Raw genomic sequence first — 15,825 nt, 5'->3', positions numbered from 1 at the left:
CATCGGGGGCCGGTCGATAGCCGCCGAAGCTTGGCCGTTGAAGAAAGTGCGTTTGGATTCTGAAAGGAGTCTCCGAGGTTTAGCAGAAGGGTAGCCGGTTATCCACAGTTCACACAGCCACACACAACATCTAGTTCGGAACCACCGGCACCGACACTAGTTCTTGACGTGAGGCTCACATCGCGACTAGCCTGACAGGGTGCCGATCCGAGACCGGCAGCCGGGCTGAAAAGGCCGGTTCAGTATCCCCGAAGGACTTGCGTATGAGCCGCACGGCAACTTTTCAGCCGTGGGCTTCGTGGTGTCCGGGGATCTGCCGAAACTCGGACGTGTTGCGTGAGCGGTCCTCAAAAACGGACCGCAGGGCGTCGAACAAAAATGGGCTGGGGTGCCACGAAGGATCATCGTGGTCAGAGGACTATTGTCCTCGAACGAAGGAATTGACCGATGCGGATTGAGCGGCGTTACACGAAACCGGGGCAGTCGCCCTATTCCTCCCTCGCCTTCCGGCTCGCCACGAGCGAGATCCGCAATCCGGACGGCTCGGTCGTGTTCAAGCTCGAGAACATCGAGGTTCCCGAGACTTGGAGCCAGGTGGCCTCCGACGTTCTGGCCCAGAAGTACTTCCGCAAGGCCGGCGTGCCCGCGCGCCTGAAGAAGGTCGAAGAGAACGACGTTCCCTCCTGGCTGTGGCGCTCCGTGCCCGACGAGACCGCCCTCGCCGAGCTTCCCGAGGACCAGCGTTACGGCTCCGAAATGTCGTCCAAGCAGGTCTTCGACCGGCTCGCCGGCTGCTGGACCTATTGGGGCTGGAAGGGCGGCTACTTCTCCTCGGAAGAGGACGCCCAGGCCTTCTTCGACGAGCTGCGCTTCATGCTCGCCAACCAGATGGTGGCGCCCAACTCCCCGCAATGGTTCAACACTGGCCTGCACTGGGCCTACGGCATCGACGGCCCGAGCCAGGGCCACTTCTACGTGGACTACAAGACCGGCAAGCTCACCAAGTCCAAGTCGGCCTACGAGCATCCGCAGCCCCATGCCTGCTTCATCCAGGGCGTCGAGGACGACCTGGTGAACGAGGGCGGCATCATGGACCTGTGGGTCCGTGAGGCGCGCCTGTTCAAGTACGGCTCCGGCACCGGCTCCAACTTCTCCAAGCTGCGCGGCGAGGGCGAGAAGCTCTCCGGCGGCGGCCGCTCCTCCGGCCTCATGTCGTTCCTCAAGATCGGCGACCGCGCGGCGGGCGCCATCAAGTCGGGCGGCACCACCCGCCGCGCCGCCAAGATGGTGGTGGTCGACGTCGATCACCCGGACATCGAGGCCTATATCGACTGGAAGGTGAAAGAGGAGCAGAAGGTCGCGGCCCTCGTGACCGGCTCCAAGCTCGGCAACAAGCACCTCAAGGCCATCATGAAGGCCTGCGTGAACTGCGAAGCCGAGGGCGACGCCTGCTTCGACCCGGAGAAGAACCCGGCTCTGAAGAAAGAGATCAAGATGGCCCGCCGGGTCATGATCCCGGACAACTACATCAAGCGCGTCATCCAGTTCGCGCGCCAGGGCTACACCGATATCGACTTCCCCATTTACGACACCGATTGGGATTCGGACGCCTACCTCACGGTCTCGGGCCAGAACTCCAACAACTCGGTCTCGATCACCGACGACTTCCTGCGCGCCGTGGAGACGGACGGCGAGTGGAAGCTCACCGCCCGCAAGGACGGCAAGACGGTGAAGACCCTCAAGGCCCGCGACCTGTGGGAGCAGATCGGCCACGCGGCCTGGGCCTCGGCCGATCCCGGCCTGCACTTCAACACCACCATGAACGACTGGCACACCAGCCCCGCCGGTGGCCGCATCCGGGCGTCGAACCCCTGCTCGGAATACATGTTCCTGGACGACACGGCCTGCAACCTGGCCTCCGCCAACCTGCTGCAGTTCTACGACCGCGCCGCCAAGACCTTCGACGCGGAATCCTTCGAGCATGCCTGCCGCCTCTGGACGGTGGTGCTCGAAATCTCCGTGATGATGGCGCAGTTCCCGTCCAAGGAAATCGCGGAGCTCTCCTACCAGTACCGCACCCTGGGCCTGGGCTACGCCAATATCGGCGGCCTGCTCATGACCATGGGCCTGCCCTACGATTCGGCGGAAGGCCGCGCGCTCGGCGGCGCGATCACCGCCATCATGACCGGCGTGTCCTATGCCACCTCCGCCGAGATGGCGGGCGAGCTCGGCGCCTTCCCGAACTACAAGGCCAACGCGAAGCACATGCTGCGCGTGATCCGCAACCATCGCCGCGCCGCCCACGGCCTCGCCGAGGGTTACGAGGGCCTGTCGGTCAATCCGGTGCCGCTCGATCACGCCTCCTGCCCCGACGCGGGCCTCATCGCCCATGCGAAGGCCGCCTGGGACCGGGCCCTGGAGCTCGGCGAGCAGCACGGCTACCGCAACGCGCAGGCCACCGTCATCGCGCCCACGGGCACGATCGGCCTCGTGATGGATTGCGACACCACCGGCATCGAGCCCGACTTCGCCCTGGTGAAGTTCAAGAAGCTCGCGGGCGGCGGCTACTTCAAGATCATCAACCGAGCCGTGCCCGACGCGCTGCGCGCCCTGGGCTACCGCGAATCCGAGATCGCCGAGATCGAGGCCTACGCGGTCGGCCACGGCTCCATGCGCCAAGCCCCCGCCGTCAACCCCGGCTCCCTGCGCGCTAAGGGCTTCACGGACGAGAAGATCGACGCCGTCGAGAAGGGCCTGAAATCGGCCTTCGACATCAAGTTCGTCTTCAACAAGTGGACCGTGGGCGAGGACTTCCTCGTCAACACCCTCAAGGTCCCGGCGGAGAGGCTCAACGACCCGTCCTTCGACCTGCTCCAGTTCCTGGGGTATTCGAAGGCCGATATCGAGGCTGCCAACATCCACATCTGCGGAGCGATGACGCTGGAAGGCGCGCCGCACCTGAGAAAAGAGCACTACGCGGTGTTCGATTGCGCCAATCCCTGCGGCAAGATCGGCAAGCGCTATCTCTCGGTGGAAAGCCACATCCGCATGATGGCGGCGGCGCAGCCCTTCATCTCGGGCGCGATCTCCAAGACCATCAACATGCCCAACGACGCCACCGTCGAGGATTGCAAGAACGCCTACATGCTCTCCTGGAAGCTGGCGCTGAAGGCGAACGCCCTCTACCGCGACGGCTCCAAGCTCTCGCAGCCGCTCAACTCCGCCCTCATCGCCGACGAGGAGGACGAGGCGGACGAGGCCGTGGAGGCTCTCACCGCCCTCCCCGCCGCCGCCAAGGCCGCGGCTCTCTCGGAGAAGGTGGTCGAGAAGATCGTCGAGCGCGTCGTGGCGATCCGCGAGCGCGAGAAGATGCCCGACCGCCGCAAGGGCTACACCCAGAAGGCGGTCGTGGGCGGCCACAAGGTGTACCTGCGCACCGGCGAGTACGACGACGGCCGCCTCGGCGAGATCTTCATCGACATGCACAAGGAAGGCGCGGCCTTCCGGGCGATGATGAACAACTTCGCCATCGCGATCTCGCTCGGCCTGCAATACGGCGTGCCGCTGGAGGAATACGTGGAGGCCTTCACCTTCACGCGCTTCGAGCCGGCGGGCTTCGTCCAGGGCAACGAGCGCATCAAGAACGCGACCTCGATCCTCGACTACGTGTTCCGCGAGCTCGCGGTCTCCTATCTCGGCCGCAACGACCTCGCCCATGTGGACCCGTCGGAGCTCGGCCCCACCACCATCGGCCAGGGCGAAGCCCAGTCGAAGGCGCCGGAGCCCGCCCCCGCCACGGCGGTCGTCTCCCGCGGCTTCGTGCGCGGCAATTCCGACCGCCTCATGCTGATCCCCGGCGGCGGCGGCCAGCGCGCCGCGGGCGCCCTCACCATGGGCGCCACCGCCCTCAAGGAGGAGCCACAGGAGCAGAAGGTCGGCGAAGCCGATCTCGCCAAGCTCCCCTTCACCACCCCGGCAGCCCCGTCCATCGCGGACAAGCGCGCCGAGGCCAAGATGAAGGGCTATGTCGGCGAAGCCTGCCCCGAATGCGCGAACTTCACGCTGGTGCGCAACGGGACGTGCCTGAAGTGCGACACGTGCGGCAGCACGACGGGGTGTTCGTAAGCACCCTTAAACGACTGAAATACCATGAGCCGACTGCGGATTGTCAGATAGTTGGGGTGGATTCACCCCAACAGCCTGACTCGATTGACGCAACAGCCCGCCGCACCTAGCGGCGGGCTGAATTGGATGGGAGACGGAGCTTCATCCGACGTTTCGTTGCTCGTAATCCAGAGCGGTGCTGTTGATGCCGGCAAGCCTGCGATCCCTCGCGTAGCTAGCATCGATGCGACCCGCCCCTTTGGTCTGAGGGGACAGCGGAAATTCAAAGAATGAGGACCGAGGGTCGGACAACAAGGTATGGCGGCGACACCACCGTCGGAATGCCGAACGACCTGCCTAGCTGGGGCATGGCATGCAGAACGAGTTGGAAGAGCACGTCACGAGCTTGGCGCAGAAGTGCATTCAGGATGTTCCCGTCATCGTATTAGGTAGCGGCGCGTCCGCCGCGCATGGGCTGCCCGGGATGGGCCACTTGAGCGATTGGCTGGGTCGCAAGGTGGAGGTGGACGGGTCGGATGCAGACGAAACAGTCGCTTGGAAGCAGTTCCGCGACAGGATACGGACGACCGACCTCGAGACAGCCCTGACCGAGATCCAGATGCCCGCATCGCTCACGAAACGTATCGTCGAGGCGACTTGGGACCTGATCGCTCCTGCGGATCAGGAAGTCTTCGCGAGGGTCGTCACAAACCGCAACGAACTTCCGCTATCCGCCCTGTTCAAGCATCTTCTCTCCGGGACACGTGCCGAGATCGATGTAGTCACGCCGAATTATGATCGCCTGGCTGAGTATGCGGCGGACGCCGTGGGTCTCTGCCACCACACGGGTTTCCATCATGGCCACTTGCGCCTGAGGTCGGTCGAGCAACCCATCAGGTCGGTCCAGAACAACAAGCCCGCACGGACGGTAAATATCTGGAAGGTCCATGGCTCCCTGGACTGGTTCAGTGATCCAGACGATGTGGTCGTGGGACTACCCATAATGCCATCGCGCCTTCCTGGGATGGCTCCCGTCATCGTCACTCCCGGGTACGAGAAGTAGCGCCTGACCCATGCGGAACCCTTCCGATCGATCCTAGCCGGTGCCGACGCCTCGATCGGAAGAGCTGGATCGTACCTGTGCATCGGATATGGATTTAACGATCCTCATCTTCAGGCCAAGCTGATCCAACGGTGCGAGACATCCGCGGCTTTGATCGTCGTTATCACGAAGAACTTGAGTGAGAACGCGCGCAAGTTCCTAAAGGGCGGACGCTGCCGCCACTACCTTGCCCTTGAGGAAGATCCATTGGGTACAAGACTGTTTTGTTCACGGTTCCCCGATGGAGCCGTGATCGAGGGTAGATCGCTGTGGAGTTTGCCCGAATTCCTTGGCTTGGTGATGTGAGACGACAATGCCGATTTTTGATTACGATGATAATGAGGCGCTGGGTACGGTGCTTTCGGTTGACACCGCGACCGTCGTGGTCAGGGTCACAGACGCTCCGAAGCTGCGCCAACTCCAAGTCAATCGGCTCGCCGTACTCCAAAGCAGCCGCCCCGGACAGCATCTCATCGGCGTGATCCAAAAGATTACGCGGAGCGCATCCTCCGCAGCTCCAGATACCCAGGCCGATCAAGACGCAGATCCGATGCAGCCCCTCGGAGAGACGAACCTCGTCCGCATCACCCTGATCGGAACCCTCATTGATAGGCGCGGCAGCCGGAGAAACATCTTTCTCAGGACTCTTGAGACGGTTCCAGAGATCGATGCGAATTGCTTTTCTGTAGAGGGTGAACGGCTGTCCGCGTTCATGCGGGTAGTCGCGAATGTCGCTGGCGATGGGCAGAAGCTGTCGCTCGGACATTATACCATCGACGACTCCGCCGAGGCGTACCTGAACGGAAACAAGTTCTTCCAACGGCATGCTACGATCGTTGGGAGTACTGGGTCAGGAAAGTCCTGGACGACTGCGCGAATCCTAGAGCAGGTCTCGGAGCTGCCTCAGGCCAATGCCATCATGTTCGACATCCATGGGGAGTACACTCCTCTCACCGGGGATGGTTTCCAGCACTACAGGATTGCAGGCCCGGGGGATCTCGGCGGCGACAAGACGCTTGATGATGGTGTCATCTTCCTACCGTACTGGCTACTCGGGTACGAGGCGCTTGTTTCCATGTTCGTGGACAGGAGTGACCAGAACGCGCCGAATCAATCGATGCTGATCTCGCGCACCATCATCGAGGCAAAGCGCGCCGTGCTGACTGACGGTGGCCACAAGGAGATCCTCGATAACTTCACCGTCGACAGCCCTGTACCCTTCAGTCTCGATCAGGTCATGTCCCGCCTCAATCATCTGAATACCGAGATGGTGACCGGCTCCAGCGGCAAGGACAAGCAGGGCGACTTCCATGGAAAGCTGAGCAGACTGATCGCACGTCTCGACGCAAAGCGGACCGACCGCCGCCTTGGCTTCCTGTTTCAGCCTCCCGCAGCTACGTCCGAGTTCTCTTGGCTGGATGATCTAGTCGCAGCACTCATTTCGGGCAGTGCCGATCGGCCAGAGAAGAAGGGCGGGGTCAAGATCATCGACTTCTCCGAAGTGCCGTCGGACGTCCTTCCGCTGATCGTGAGCCTTGTCGCGAAATTGGTCTTCTCAGTCCAGCAATGGACAGTCCCTGAAAAGAGGCACCCGATGGCGCTCGTGTGCGACGAGGCGCATCTGTACATCCCAGAACGTTCGCTATCCGATGCGAGCGGCGACGTTTCCATTGAGATATTCGAGCGCATTGCAAAGGAAGGACGCAAGTATGGGTTGGGACTTGTGGTCGTCAGTCAGCGTCCGTCTGAGGTGAACCCAACCGTACTGAGCCAGTGCAACAATCTTGTCGCGATGCGCCTCACTAACGGTGAGGACCAGTCAGTCATTCGGCGTCTCCTGCCGGACAGCCTTGGTAGCTTCGGCGACCTGCTACCGATCCTCGACACGGGCGAAGCCCTCGTGGTGGGCGACGCGAGTCTCTTGCCGAGCCGCATCCGGGTCTCGGAGCCACACTCCAAGCCGAACAGCGGCACCGTGGAGTTCTGGGATCGGTGGTCGAGCGACTTGTCTGTCGGTGGATTGCAACAGTCAGTGGAAAGTTGGCGCCGACAAACTGTGAGATAAACGTCCGAAGAGCTTAGGTCGCAGTTGATTGCATCATGCCCCTGCCCGTCTCCCACCTCACCTACGCCATCGGCGACGTCCACGGTCGCGCCGATCTCCTCCGCCCCCTGCTCGACTTCATCGCGTCCGACGCCGAGCGTCGCGGGCAGGTGCCTCGCGTCATCTTCCTCGGCGATATCGTCGACCGCGGCCCGGACAGCAGGGGCGCCTTGGACCTGGTCGCGTCGACCTTGAAGCGATGGCCCTCCTCGCGCCTGCTGCTTGGCAACCACGACGACTACTTCCTGCACGTGATGACGGAGGACGTTCCCGACGAGCGAATCCTTGCGCTCTGGCTGCGCAACGGCGGCGACGCGACGGTCATGAGCTACGACTTCATGGGCGACCTGGAGGCCGCGAGAATGACGCTTAGGATCGACTTCGCCGATCACCTTGACCTGCTTCGGTCAGCGTCCCTGATCGAGGCCGACGGGTCCTTCGTCTTCGTCCACGCAGGCATCGATCCCTCGAGGCCCGTCGACGCCCAGCACCGGAAGGACTGCCTCACCATCCGCAAGGGCTTCCTCGACTACGCCGGTCCGCTGACCCACACCGTCGTGCATGGGCACAGCATCACGGAAAGCCGGCAGCCCGAGATCGTCGGCCGACGCATCGCCCTCGACACCGGGGCCTATGCCACCGGGCGGCTGAGCGCATTGATCATCGACCCGGCAGCGGACGATCTCGAGATCGCCTGCACGGCCCAAGCCGATGGGGCGATCTCCGTCCGGAAATGTCTCCACTTTCCCGGTTTGGAGACGATTCTGGACAGTTCCCCGGACAAGTGAGAACGGACACCGCGGCTGCCCTCTCCGCTGGTTCCTTGCTCCCCCTGCCCGCAGCCTCCTCCGTGTTCCACCCACGGAGGCCGGGCCATGCGCACCACGCATTATTCCGATACCGCTCCCATGAAGGAGCTGTTCGATCGGACGATCCGCCATGCACCGACGGGGAATATAGGGGCGCCTCTCCTCGTGCGCTCCTCCGGCAGGCAGTCGGGGATCGTGTTCAAGGCGGCTGAGTACCTCGTCCGTTGCCTCGTGCGGCGCATGGCGAACGAAGCGGGCGTGGAGGTCCGCGCCGGAATGCTCCCGGCCGAGGCGCGCGTCCGACGGGCCTTCAACGTCCCGCGGTGCAGGCCCTACCTCAGGGAGTGGTGCGACATCGTCAACGAGGCCAGGGCGGTCTTCAAGGAGTTCGCGGACGGGGGAAACGTCCCGCAGGGGCGTATCCTGCACGCCTGCCAATCGCTGGCCCGTCTCGAACTCCTCCACCAGACCGAAAACAACTCCCGGTTCGATCCGGTGCGGATCAACCCGGCGATCAACGGGGAGGTAATGGCCATCTGGGAGAACCTCGATGCCGACTGGCTGCTGAGACCCCGTTCGCTCGCGATCCTGCACCCGACCTTCCCAAAGGCGGGTGCCCTTGGCACGGCGTCGGCGGACCTGATCGTCGACGGCACCCTGATCGACGTCACGGCCGCGGTGGAACCCACGTTCACGAGGGAGTCCTTGCGCCTCCTGGTCGCCAAGGCAGCCCAGGCGCAGCTCGGCGGCGTGCTGCCGAAGGGCGACACCCCCGATCCGGTCACGGTGGACCGAATCGCTCTCCTGTTCATGCGGCAGAACCGCCTGATGGAATTCGGCATCGACGAGCTGTTCGGGCCCGACGGATGGGAGCGGTACCTGGATGGCTTCGCGGAACTCGCCGGGATGGAGCGGGAACGGGATCGCGAGATGGAGCCGGATCTCATGCCAATGATGGGGTGATCAGGGGCTGTATGAACGCCGTATCCATGGATCTGGTTCGGCGATCCGAAAGGCTGTCCCCGCATTCCACAGACCAAGAACAAATACAGAACATCGTCCTGGTGATGATGACCCTGAATCAGTATCGTCGTCACTCCCGAAGGAGGTGGTGATGACAGATGAGGCTCAGCCCATGGACAACCCGGACGAGCTGGAGGCCGGCGTCACGGCCGTGATCGAGGCCTGCGGCGGTGATCCACGAACGGCCATCAAGGCCCTCCTCGTCGAGCAGGAGATCCTCGAGCAGCGGATCGCCCGGCTGGCGTCTGCGCTGTCATTCGGCTACGTCCGGGGACGAACGGGCGCCGACCGCCCTGCCCCCGCATGTCCATGAATCTTCGAACCTTCCGGCGCTGCCCACGCCCCGAGCACCTGCGCAACACGGAGGCTCCCATCCCATGAGACACGGTCTTTCGAGACGGTCCCGGCGTGCCATGACCAAGGACCTGGCGGAGAGGCTCTTGGACTCCTTGCGGCCGACCCGCCATCTCCTCACGCGGACGTTGGCCGAGATCCCGATCGGCGGCCCCGAATACCGCCAGGTCGACCGGGTGGTGCAGGAGATCGATGCACTCGCCGGGATTCTGATCGGCGACGCGACTCACCTCTATCGCGAGGACCGGGCGGCACAGGCGCCGGGAACCCGGCGCCGCGGCGAATAGTCGGCGCAGGGACGCTGGACCGCGCCGCGGTCTCCTACTCAACCGGGACGTAGCCCCGCAATTCGCGATACCGCCGGACCTGTTCCGGGGTCAGGATCGCCACGGTGGCAAGATGGTATCTCAGGTGGGCGGCCCGAAGCGCCGCCTGCGTTGCCCCGATCGCAGCCGTGGAGTCAGCGAGGCTCGCGGCCGTCACGGTGCGTCCGGAGAACTGGCGGTCGAGGGCGATCTCCTGCGCGATCAGCCGCTCGCCGATCGGGATCGTCTCGGCCTTCATGGCATCGAAGAGATCCTGCATGCGGCGCCGTTGCTCCTCCGTCAGGCCGAGCTGCTCCCCGAGTTCGAGCACATGGCTCGGGCCGGGATACCCGTTGAGCTCGGCGGGGAGCGCATACCCCATGCCCCGCCCCGCCTTCAAGTCGGCGACCTGCTGGTCCGAGAGAGCCTTCACTTCCCTCCTCTCGAACCCGGCGTACGGCGAGGCTGCGGGAGCATGGTGATGCTGTGCCAAGGCGGGCACGGACAAGGCGGCCAGCAGCAGGGCGAACAGGGCGGTGCGGATCATGGTCGTCGGAACTCCACGGTTGCTGTCCCAAGCGTGATAGCCCGGGTTCCGGCCCTCTCCGTATGATCGCGATCATACGGAGAGGGCCGTGAGCCTGATCTCTCCTTTTCTCCGCTCGATCACGCCCTCGGCCTCGAGGGTGGCCAGCGTCCGGTACAGGCTCTCGTGCGTCAGCCCGAGTTCCGACGCCATTGTCTTCAGATCACGGTTCAACCGGACCACGCGGTCCTGAGCGCCCGCCTGAAGCCCCAGGTGATGCAGGACACGCTCGCGCGCCGTGCGCAGGTTCCGGTTCTCGAGCCGGGTCCGCAGCGTCATCACCTGGCGGGCAAGGGTGGCCATGAACGCCTGGGCGATGTCCGGCCCCGACGCGAAGACCTTGAGTACGGCAGATTTCGGCAGCAGATGGACGACGCTGGGAAGACTTGCCACCGCATCGCAATGGTAAGTCTCGGAGAAGAGCGACGCCTCGGCGAAGGTGTCGCCCGGCATGGCCCGGAAGAGGACGATCTCCCGTCCATCCGCGTCCGTTCGGGTCAGCCGGATCTCGCCTCGCTCGAGAAGATAGAGCCCATCGGGCCGATCCTCCCGGCAAAACAGCATCTCGCCAGGTCCGAGCGTCCGCCGGATGGCGGATTTACGGATGCTCTCGGGAATCCAATCGACTGCGGTCATGATGCCCATCATACCCACACCGGCATCGACTATCGACCTCCTTGGAACACTGCAAACAAGCGCTTGACCCTCCAATCGTTGGAAGCGCGACACTCCCCGTCAGATGCCGCCGGACCCGCTCCGGAGATGGCTATTTTCGATGGAGAGACGGTCATGAGGTCGATGTGGCTAACGCTGATGGGGGCCGGCGCGGCGGGTGTCGCCGTTGCCGTTGCCCCGCAACTCCTCCCCTCCCCGCCGGGCCCGGTGCAGGCTCAGGCGGCCCCTCTCGCGCCGCCCGTCGAGGTCATCAGCCCAGAGACGCGCACGCTTGCGGAAACGGCGGAATTCCTGGGCCGGATCGAGGCGTTCGAGGCCGTCGCGGTCCAGGCGCGGGTCAGCGGCGTGATCGACGAGGTCGCCTTTCGCGACGGCGATCACGTCAACGAAGGCGACCTTCTCTTTCGCATCGACCCGCGGCGGTACCGGATCGCCCTGGAGCAGGCCGAGGCGGCCCTCCGGCAGAAGAGGGAGCAGTCGAAGCTGGCCCAAAGCCGCCGCGCCAGAACCGCCGAACTCATGGAGAGGGCGGCGGCCTCCCGCGATGCGCTCGAGGCCGCCGTCGCCCATGAGGGAACGCTCGCGGCCGAGGTCGCCGCGGCGGAAGCGGCCGTCGCGGCAGCGAAGCTCGATCTCACGTTCACCGAGGTCCGGGCACCGATCAGCGGCCGGATCGGCGCAACCGCCCTGACGCGGGGCAACCATGTCGTGGCGGCATCCACGGGCGGGACGGTGTTGGCCAGCATCGTCGCGGTCGACCGGGTGAAGGTCACGTTCGACGTGGACGAGGCGCGCTACCTGGGATTCCTGGCCGATCCGCCCGACCGCGACCGGCAGGAAAGGCTCGGGGTTGCGGTCGGCCTCACCACCGACGCCGACAGACCCCATCGCGGCCAGGTCGACTTCGTCGACAACACGGTCGATCGCACCACTGGAACGGTGCGGGTCAGGGCGGTCCTGCCGAACCCGCACGGGCGCCTTGCCCCGGGCCTGTTCGCCCGCGTCCGCCTGGACCTGGGCGAGCCCCGCGACGTCCTGCTCGTCGACGAGCGCGCCGTGGCCGCCGGTGCGGGCGGGCGCATGGTCCTGGTGGTCGGCGACGACAACACCGTCGAGGCACGGCCGGTGGTTCTCGGGGCGACGCCCGAGCCGGGCAAGCGCGTCGTGCTCTCCGGTCTCTCGCCGAACGAGCGGGTCATCCTGAAAGGCCTCGCGGGGCCCGGCATGAAGGTGTCGCCGGTCGCCTCCGTGACGGCATCGGCCGAAGGAGGGAAGCCATGAGGTTCCCATCGTACTTCATCGACCGTCCGATCGTCGCGACGGTCCTGTCCGTCCTGATCCTTCTCGCCGGCGCGATGAGCCTCGGCCGACTCCCGCTGAGCGAGTATCCGGCGGTGACGCCACCCACCGTCATGGTCCGGGCCAGCTATCCGGGCGCGAGCCCCGAGACCATCGCCGGGACGGTGGCCGCGCCCATCGAGCAGGAGCTGAACGGCACCGACGGCCTTGTCTACATGTCGTCGCAGTCGACGGTCGACGGCAGCCTGTCGCTGACCCTCACCTTCGAGCACGGGGTCGACCCGGACACCGCCCAGATCCAGGTCCAGAACCGGGTCACCCGGGCGATCCCGCGGCTGCCGCAGACCGTGCAACGGATCGGCGTCGTCACCCAGAAGACCTCGCCGGACATGCTGATGGTGGTCCATCTCGTCTCGCCGGATGCGAGCTGGGACACGCTCTTCATGTCCAACTACGCCACACTCAACATCCGCGATGAGCTGCGGCGGCTGCCCGGCGTCGGCGACGTCGTGGTCTGGGGGGCCGGCGAGTATTCCATGCGGGTCTGGCTCGATCCCGAGAGGATCGCCTCCCGCGGCCTCACGGCGGGCGACGTCGTCCGGGCCATCCGGGAGCAGAACGCGGACGTGGCGGCCGGCTCGCTCGGTGCTCCGCCCCATGCGGCGGCTCCGCTCCAGGTGACGCTCTCCGCCCGGGGGCGCCTGGTCACCGAGCAGGAATTCGCCGACATCGTCGTGCGCACGACGGCCGACGGCCGGGTGACGCGTCTCGGCGAGCTCGCGCGCATCGAGCTCGGCGCCGATGCCTACTCCCTCCGCAGCCTGCTTGACGGCAAGCCCGCCGTCGGGATCCAGATCGTGCAGCAGCCCGGGGCCAACGCGCTCGACACGACGGCGGGCGTGAGGGCGAGGATGGCAGAGCTCGCCGGCACCTTCCCGGCAGGCGTCGAGCACCGGATCGCGTACGACCCCACGATCTTCGTCAGGGCGTCGATCGAGGCCGTGCTGAAGACGCTGGCGGAGGCCGTCCTCCTCGTCGTGCTGGTGGTCGTCGTGTTCCTCCAGAGCTGGCGGGCCGCGATCATCCCCCTCGTGGCGGTGCCGGTCTCCCTGGTCGGCACGTTCGCCGTCATGCACCTGATGGGCTCGTCGCTCAACACGCTGTCCCTGTTCGGCCTGGTGCTGTCCATCGGCATCGTGGTGGACGATGCGATCGTCGTCGTGGAGAACGTCGAGCGTCATATCCGGCTCGGCGCCACGCCGCGCGAGGCGGCCCACAGGGCCATGGCCGAGGTGACCGGACCGATCATCGCGATCACGTCCGTGCTGGCAGCCGTCTTCGTCCCGACGGCCTTCCTGTCCGGCCTCACCGGGGAGTTCTACAGCCAGTTCGCCCTCACGATCGCCGTCTCGACCGTACTGTCGGCCGTCAACTCGCTGACGTTGAGCCCGGCATTGGCTGCCCTGCTCCTGAGGGATCACCAAGCCCGGCCGGACCTCCCGACCCGGCTTCTCGACACCGCGCTAGGCTGGTTCTTCCGCCTGTTCAACCGCGGGTTCGATGCGGCGTCCGCCGGGTATGCCGGCCTGACGCGGCGGGCCGTGCGCTTCGGGAGCCTCGTCATCATCGTCTACGGCGCCCTGCTCGGGGGGACCTGGGTGGGCTTTTCGGCCGTGCCGGCAGGGTTCGTGCCCTCGCAGGACAAGTACTACCTGGTGGGCATCGTCCAGCTTCCCGCCGGAGCGTCGCTCGACCGTACCGACGAGGTCACGCGCAAGGTCTCCGAGCTCGCGCTGGCCGAGGACGGCGTCGAGAGCGTCGTTGCCTTCCCGGGTCTGTCCATCAACGGCTTCGTGAACCTGCCCAACGCGGCCGTGTTCTTCGCGATGCTCGATCCGTTCGACGTGCGCCAGACACCGGAGCTGGCGGCAACGGCCATTGCCGGCCGGCTTCAGGCGAAACTCTTCGGCATCCGGGATGGCTTCGTGGGCGTGTTCCCGCCCCCGCCGGTTCCGGGCCTCGGACCAACCGGCGGCTTCAAGTTGCTCGTCGAGGACAGGGCGGGCCACGGCACCCAGGCTCTCGCGCAGGCAACGCAGGCCCTGATGGCCAAGGCGGGACAGACGTCCGGCGTAACGGGCCTCATGACCAGCTTCGGCGTGAACGCTCCCCAGGTCGCGCTCCAGCTCGATCGCGAGAAGGCGAAGTCGCACGGGGTGCCCATCGACGCCGCATTCGAGGCACTCCAAGTCTACCTCGGCTCGCTCTACGTCAACGACTTCAACCTTCAGGGCCGCACGTACCGGGTCACCGTCCAGGCAGATGCACCCTTCCGCGGCGACGCCAGTGCCATCGAGCGACTCCATGCGCGCAATGGCGAGGGCAGGACCGTCCCGCTGTCGACGTTCGTCTCGGCACGGGATGCCGCGGGACCCGATCGCATGATCCGCTACAACGGCTATCCCGCAGCCGACGTGAGCGGCATGCCCGCCCCGGGATACAGCTCCGGTGAAGCCGTGGCGGCCATGGAAAGGATCGCGGCGGAGACGCTGCCCCCGGGCATGAGCTTCGAGTGGACCGACCTGACGCTGCAAGAGAAGCTTGCGGGCAATGCGGGCCTCTGGGTGTTCCCGCTGGCCGTGGTGCTCGCCTACCTGATCCTGGCGGTGCAGTACAACAGCTTCACCTTGCCGCTCGCGGTGCTGCTGATCGCCCCGATGGCGCTGCTCTCGGCGATCGCGGGCATCTGGTGGACCGGTGGGGACAACAACGTCTTCACGCAGATCGGGCTGCTGGTCCTCGTCGGCCTCGCGGCGAAGAACGCGATCCTGATCGTCGAGTTCGCCCGTGCGAAGGAAGGCGAAGGGCTGACGCCCATCGAGGCTGCGATCGAAGCGGCCCGTCTCCGCCTGCGTCCGATCCTGATGACCTCGCTCGCCTTCATCATGGGCGTGGTCCCCCTGGTGCTCGCGACCGGGGCAGGCGCGGAGATGCGCCAGGCGATGGGTGTCGCCGTCTTCTTCGGGATGATCGGCGTCACGCTGTTCGGCCTGGTGCTCACCCCCGTGTTCTACGTGATCACGAGCGGCAGGCGGACGCGTGCGCCGTCCTCCGCACCCCTCGACGCATAGGGATCGCGACGAAATCGTTCGCCCTCCTTGACCCTGCCAGCGTTGGAAGCCCCACACCTCGCTTAGATCGGAGGAACACCTGTCATGACACGAATGAATTCAGCGGTAACACTCTACACGACCCCGGAATGCTCCGACTGCAACCTGTTGAAGGGGTGGTTGAAGCAGATGGGTATCCCGTTCGACGAGCAGCGACTGTCGTACCCGACGGGGACCCGTCGGTCCGATCCACTCACGGTCGTGGATGGACACGCCATCTCCGGTCCGCTTGGGGAGCAGAAAAGAGCCATCTTCGAAGCACTCACGATGACGGTTCTGGGCTGAGGAGGACAG

General features: G+C 65.2%; 12 protein-coding genes. 10 read left to right on the top strand and 2 right to left on the bottom strand.

All coding sequences use genetic code 11. The features are described from left to right. The first annotated feature begins 447 nt into the window (after positions 1-447). From ACFOYU_RS14695 to ACFOYU_RS14665, 7 genes are all read left to right on the top strand, one after another. Positions 448-4,125 (top strand): vitamin B12-dependent ribonucleotide reductase, encoded by a 3,678-nt coding sequence (locus ACFOYU_RS14695; protein ID WP_377034179.1) that lies wholly within the window; start codon positions 448-450, stop codon positions 4,123-4,125. Between the two features lie 352 nt (positions 4,126-4,477). Next, a complete protein-coding gene (locus ACFOYU_RS14690) occupies positions 4,478-5,167 on the top strand; it encodes a hypothetical protein (protein ID WP_377034178.1) in 690 nt (229 codons plus the stop codon). Positions 5,168-5,519: 352 nt separating this feature from the next. Beyond that, entirely contained in the window at positions 5,520-7,271 is a 1,752-nt protein-coding gene (locus tag ACFOYU_RS14685) for an ATP-binding protein (RefSeq protein ID WP_377034177.1), read from the top strand. Positions 7,272-7,306: 35 nt separating this feature from the next. Continuing rightward, on the top strand, positions 7,307-8,098 hold the full coding sequence (locus tag ACFOYU_RS14680; protein WP_377034176.1) for a metallophosphoesterase: 792 nt from the start codon (positions 7,307-7,309) through the stop codon (positions 8,096-8,098). Positions 8,099-8,185: 87 nt separating this feature from the next. Next, positions 8,186-9,082, top strand: a complete 897-nt coding sequence (locus ACFOYU_RS14675) for a hypothetical protein (protein ID WP_377034175.1) — start codon at positions 8,186-8,188, stop codon at positions 9,080-9,082. 151 nt (positions 9,083-9,233) lie between these two features. Then, a complete protein-coding gene (locus ACFOYU_RS14670) occupies positions 9,234-9,455 on the top strand; it encodes a hypothetical protein (RefSeq protein ID WP_377034174.1) in 222 nt (73 codons plus the stop codon). A 127-nt stretch (positions 9,456-9,582) separates the two neighbouring features. Then, positions 9,583-9,783 carry a hypothetical protein gene (locus tag ACFOYU_RS14665; protein ID WP_377034173.1) on the top strand — a complete coding sequence of 67 codons (201 nt, stop codon included), beginning with the start codon at positions 9,583-9,585 and terminating at the stop codon, positions 9,781-9,783. Between the two features lie 34 nt (positions 9,784-9,817). Here the strand turns inward: ACFOYU_RS14665 and ACFOYU_RS14660 are convergent, their stop codons facing one another. After that, entirely contained in the window at positions 9,818-10,348 is a 531-nt protein-coding gene (locus ACFOYU_RS14660) for a Spy/CpxP family protein refolding chaperone (protein WP_377034172.1), read from the bottom strand. Positions 10,349-10,420: 72 nt separating this feature from the next. Beyond that, the gene (locus ACFOYU_RS14655) at positions 10,421-11,023 is read right to left on the bottom strand and encodes a Crp/Fnr family transcriptional regulator (protein WP_377034171.1); all 603 of its coding nucleotides are present in this window, start codon (positions 11,021-11,023) and stop codon (positions 10,421-10,423) included. A gap of 153 nt (positions 11,024-11,176) precedes the next feature. On the opposite strand from ACFOYU_RS14655, the gene ACFOYU_RS14650 reads away from it, so the two are divergent. The 3 genes from ACFOYU_RS14650 (at position 11,177) to ACFOYU_RS14640 (ending at position 15,816) form a co-directional block, all read left to right on the top strand. Continuing rightward, positions 11,177-12,343 (top strand): efflux RND transporter periplasmic adaptor subunit, encoded by a 1,167-nt coding sequence (locus tag ACFOYU_RS14650; RefSeq protein WP_377034170.1) that lies wholly within the window; start codon positions 11,177-11,179, stop codon positions 12,341-12,343. Next, positions 12,340-15,492, top strand: coding sequence for an efflux RND transporter permease subunit (locus tag ACFOYU_RS14645; RefSeq protein WP_377034169.1), 3,153 nt, complete (start codon positions 12,340-12,342; stop codon positions 15,490-15,492). The genes ACFOYU_RS14650 and ACFOYU_RS14645 overlap by 4 nt, the downstream gene beginning before the upstream one ends. A gap of 84 nt (positions 15,493-15,576) precedes the next feature. Then, positions 15,577-15,816 (top strand): glutaredoxin family protein, encoded by a 240-nt coding sequence (locus ACFOYU_RS14640; protein ID WP_377034168.1) that lies wholly within the window; start codon positions 15,577-15,579, stop codon positions 15,814-15,816. Positions 15,817-15,825 lie beyond the last annotated feature (9 nt).

Origin of the sequence: Microvirga sp. GCM10011540 (assembly GCF_042650665.1) — a bacterium.
GTDB lineage: Bacteria > Pseudomonadota > Alphaproteobacteria > Rhizobiales > Beijerinckiaceae > Microvirga > Microvirga lenta.
The sequence above is the reverse complement of the archived record's forward strand: the minus strand, read 5'-3'. Positions and strand labels throughout refer to the sequence as shown.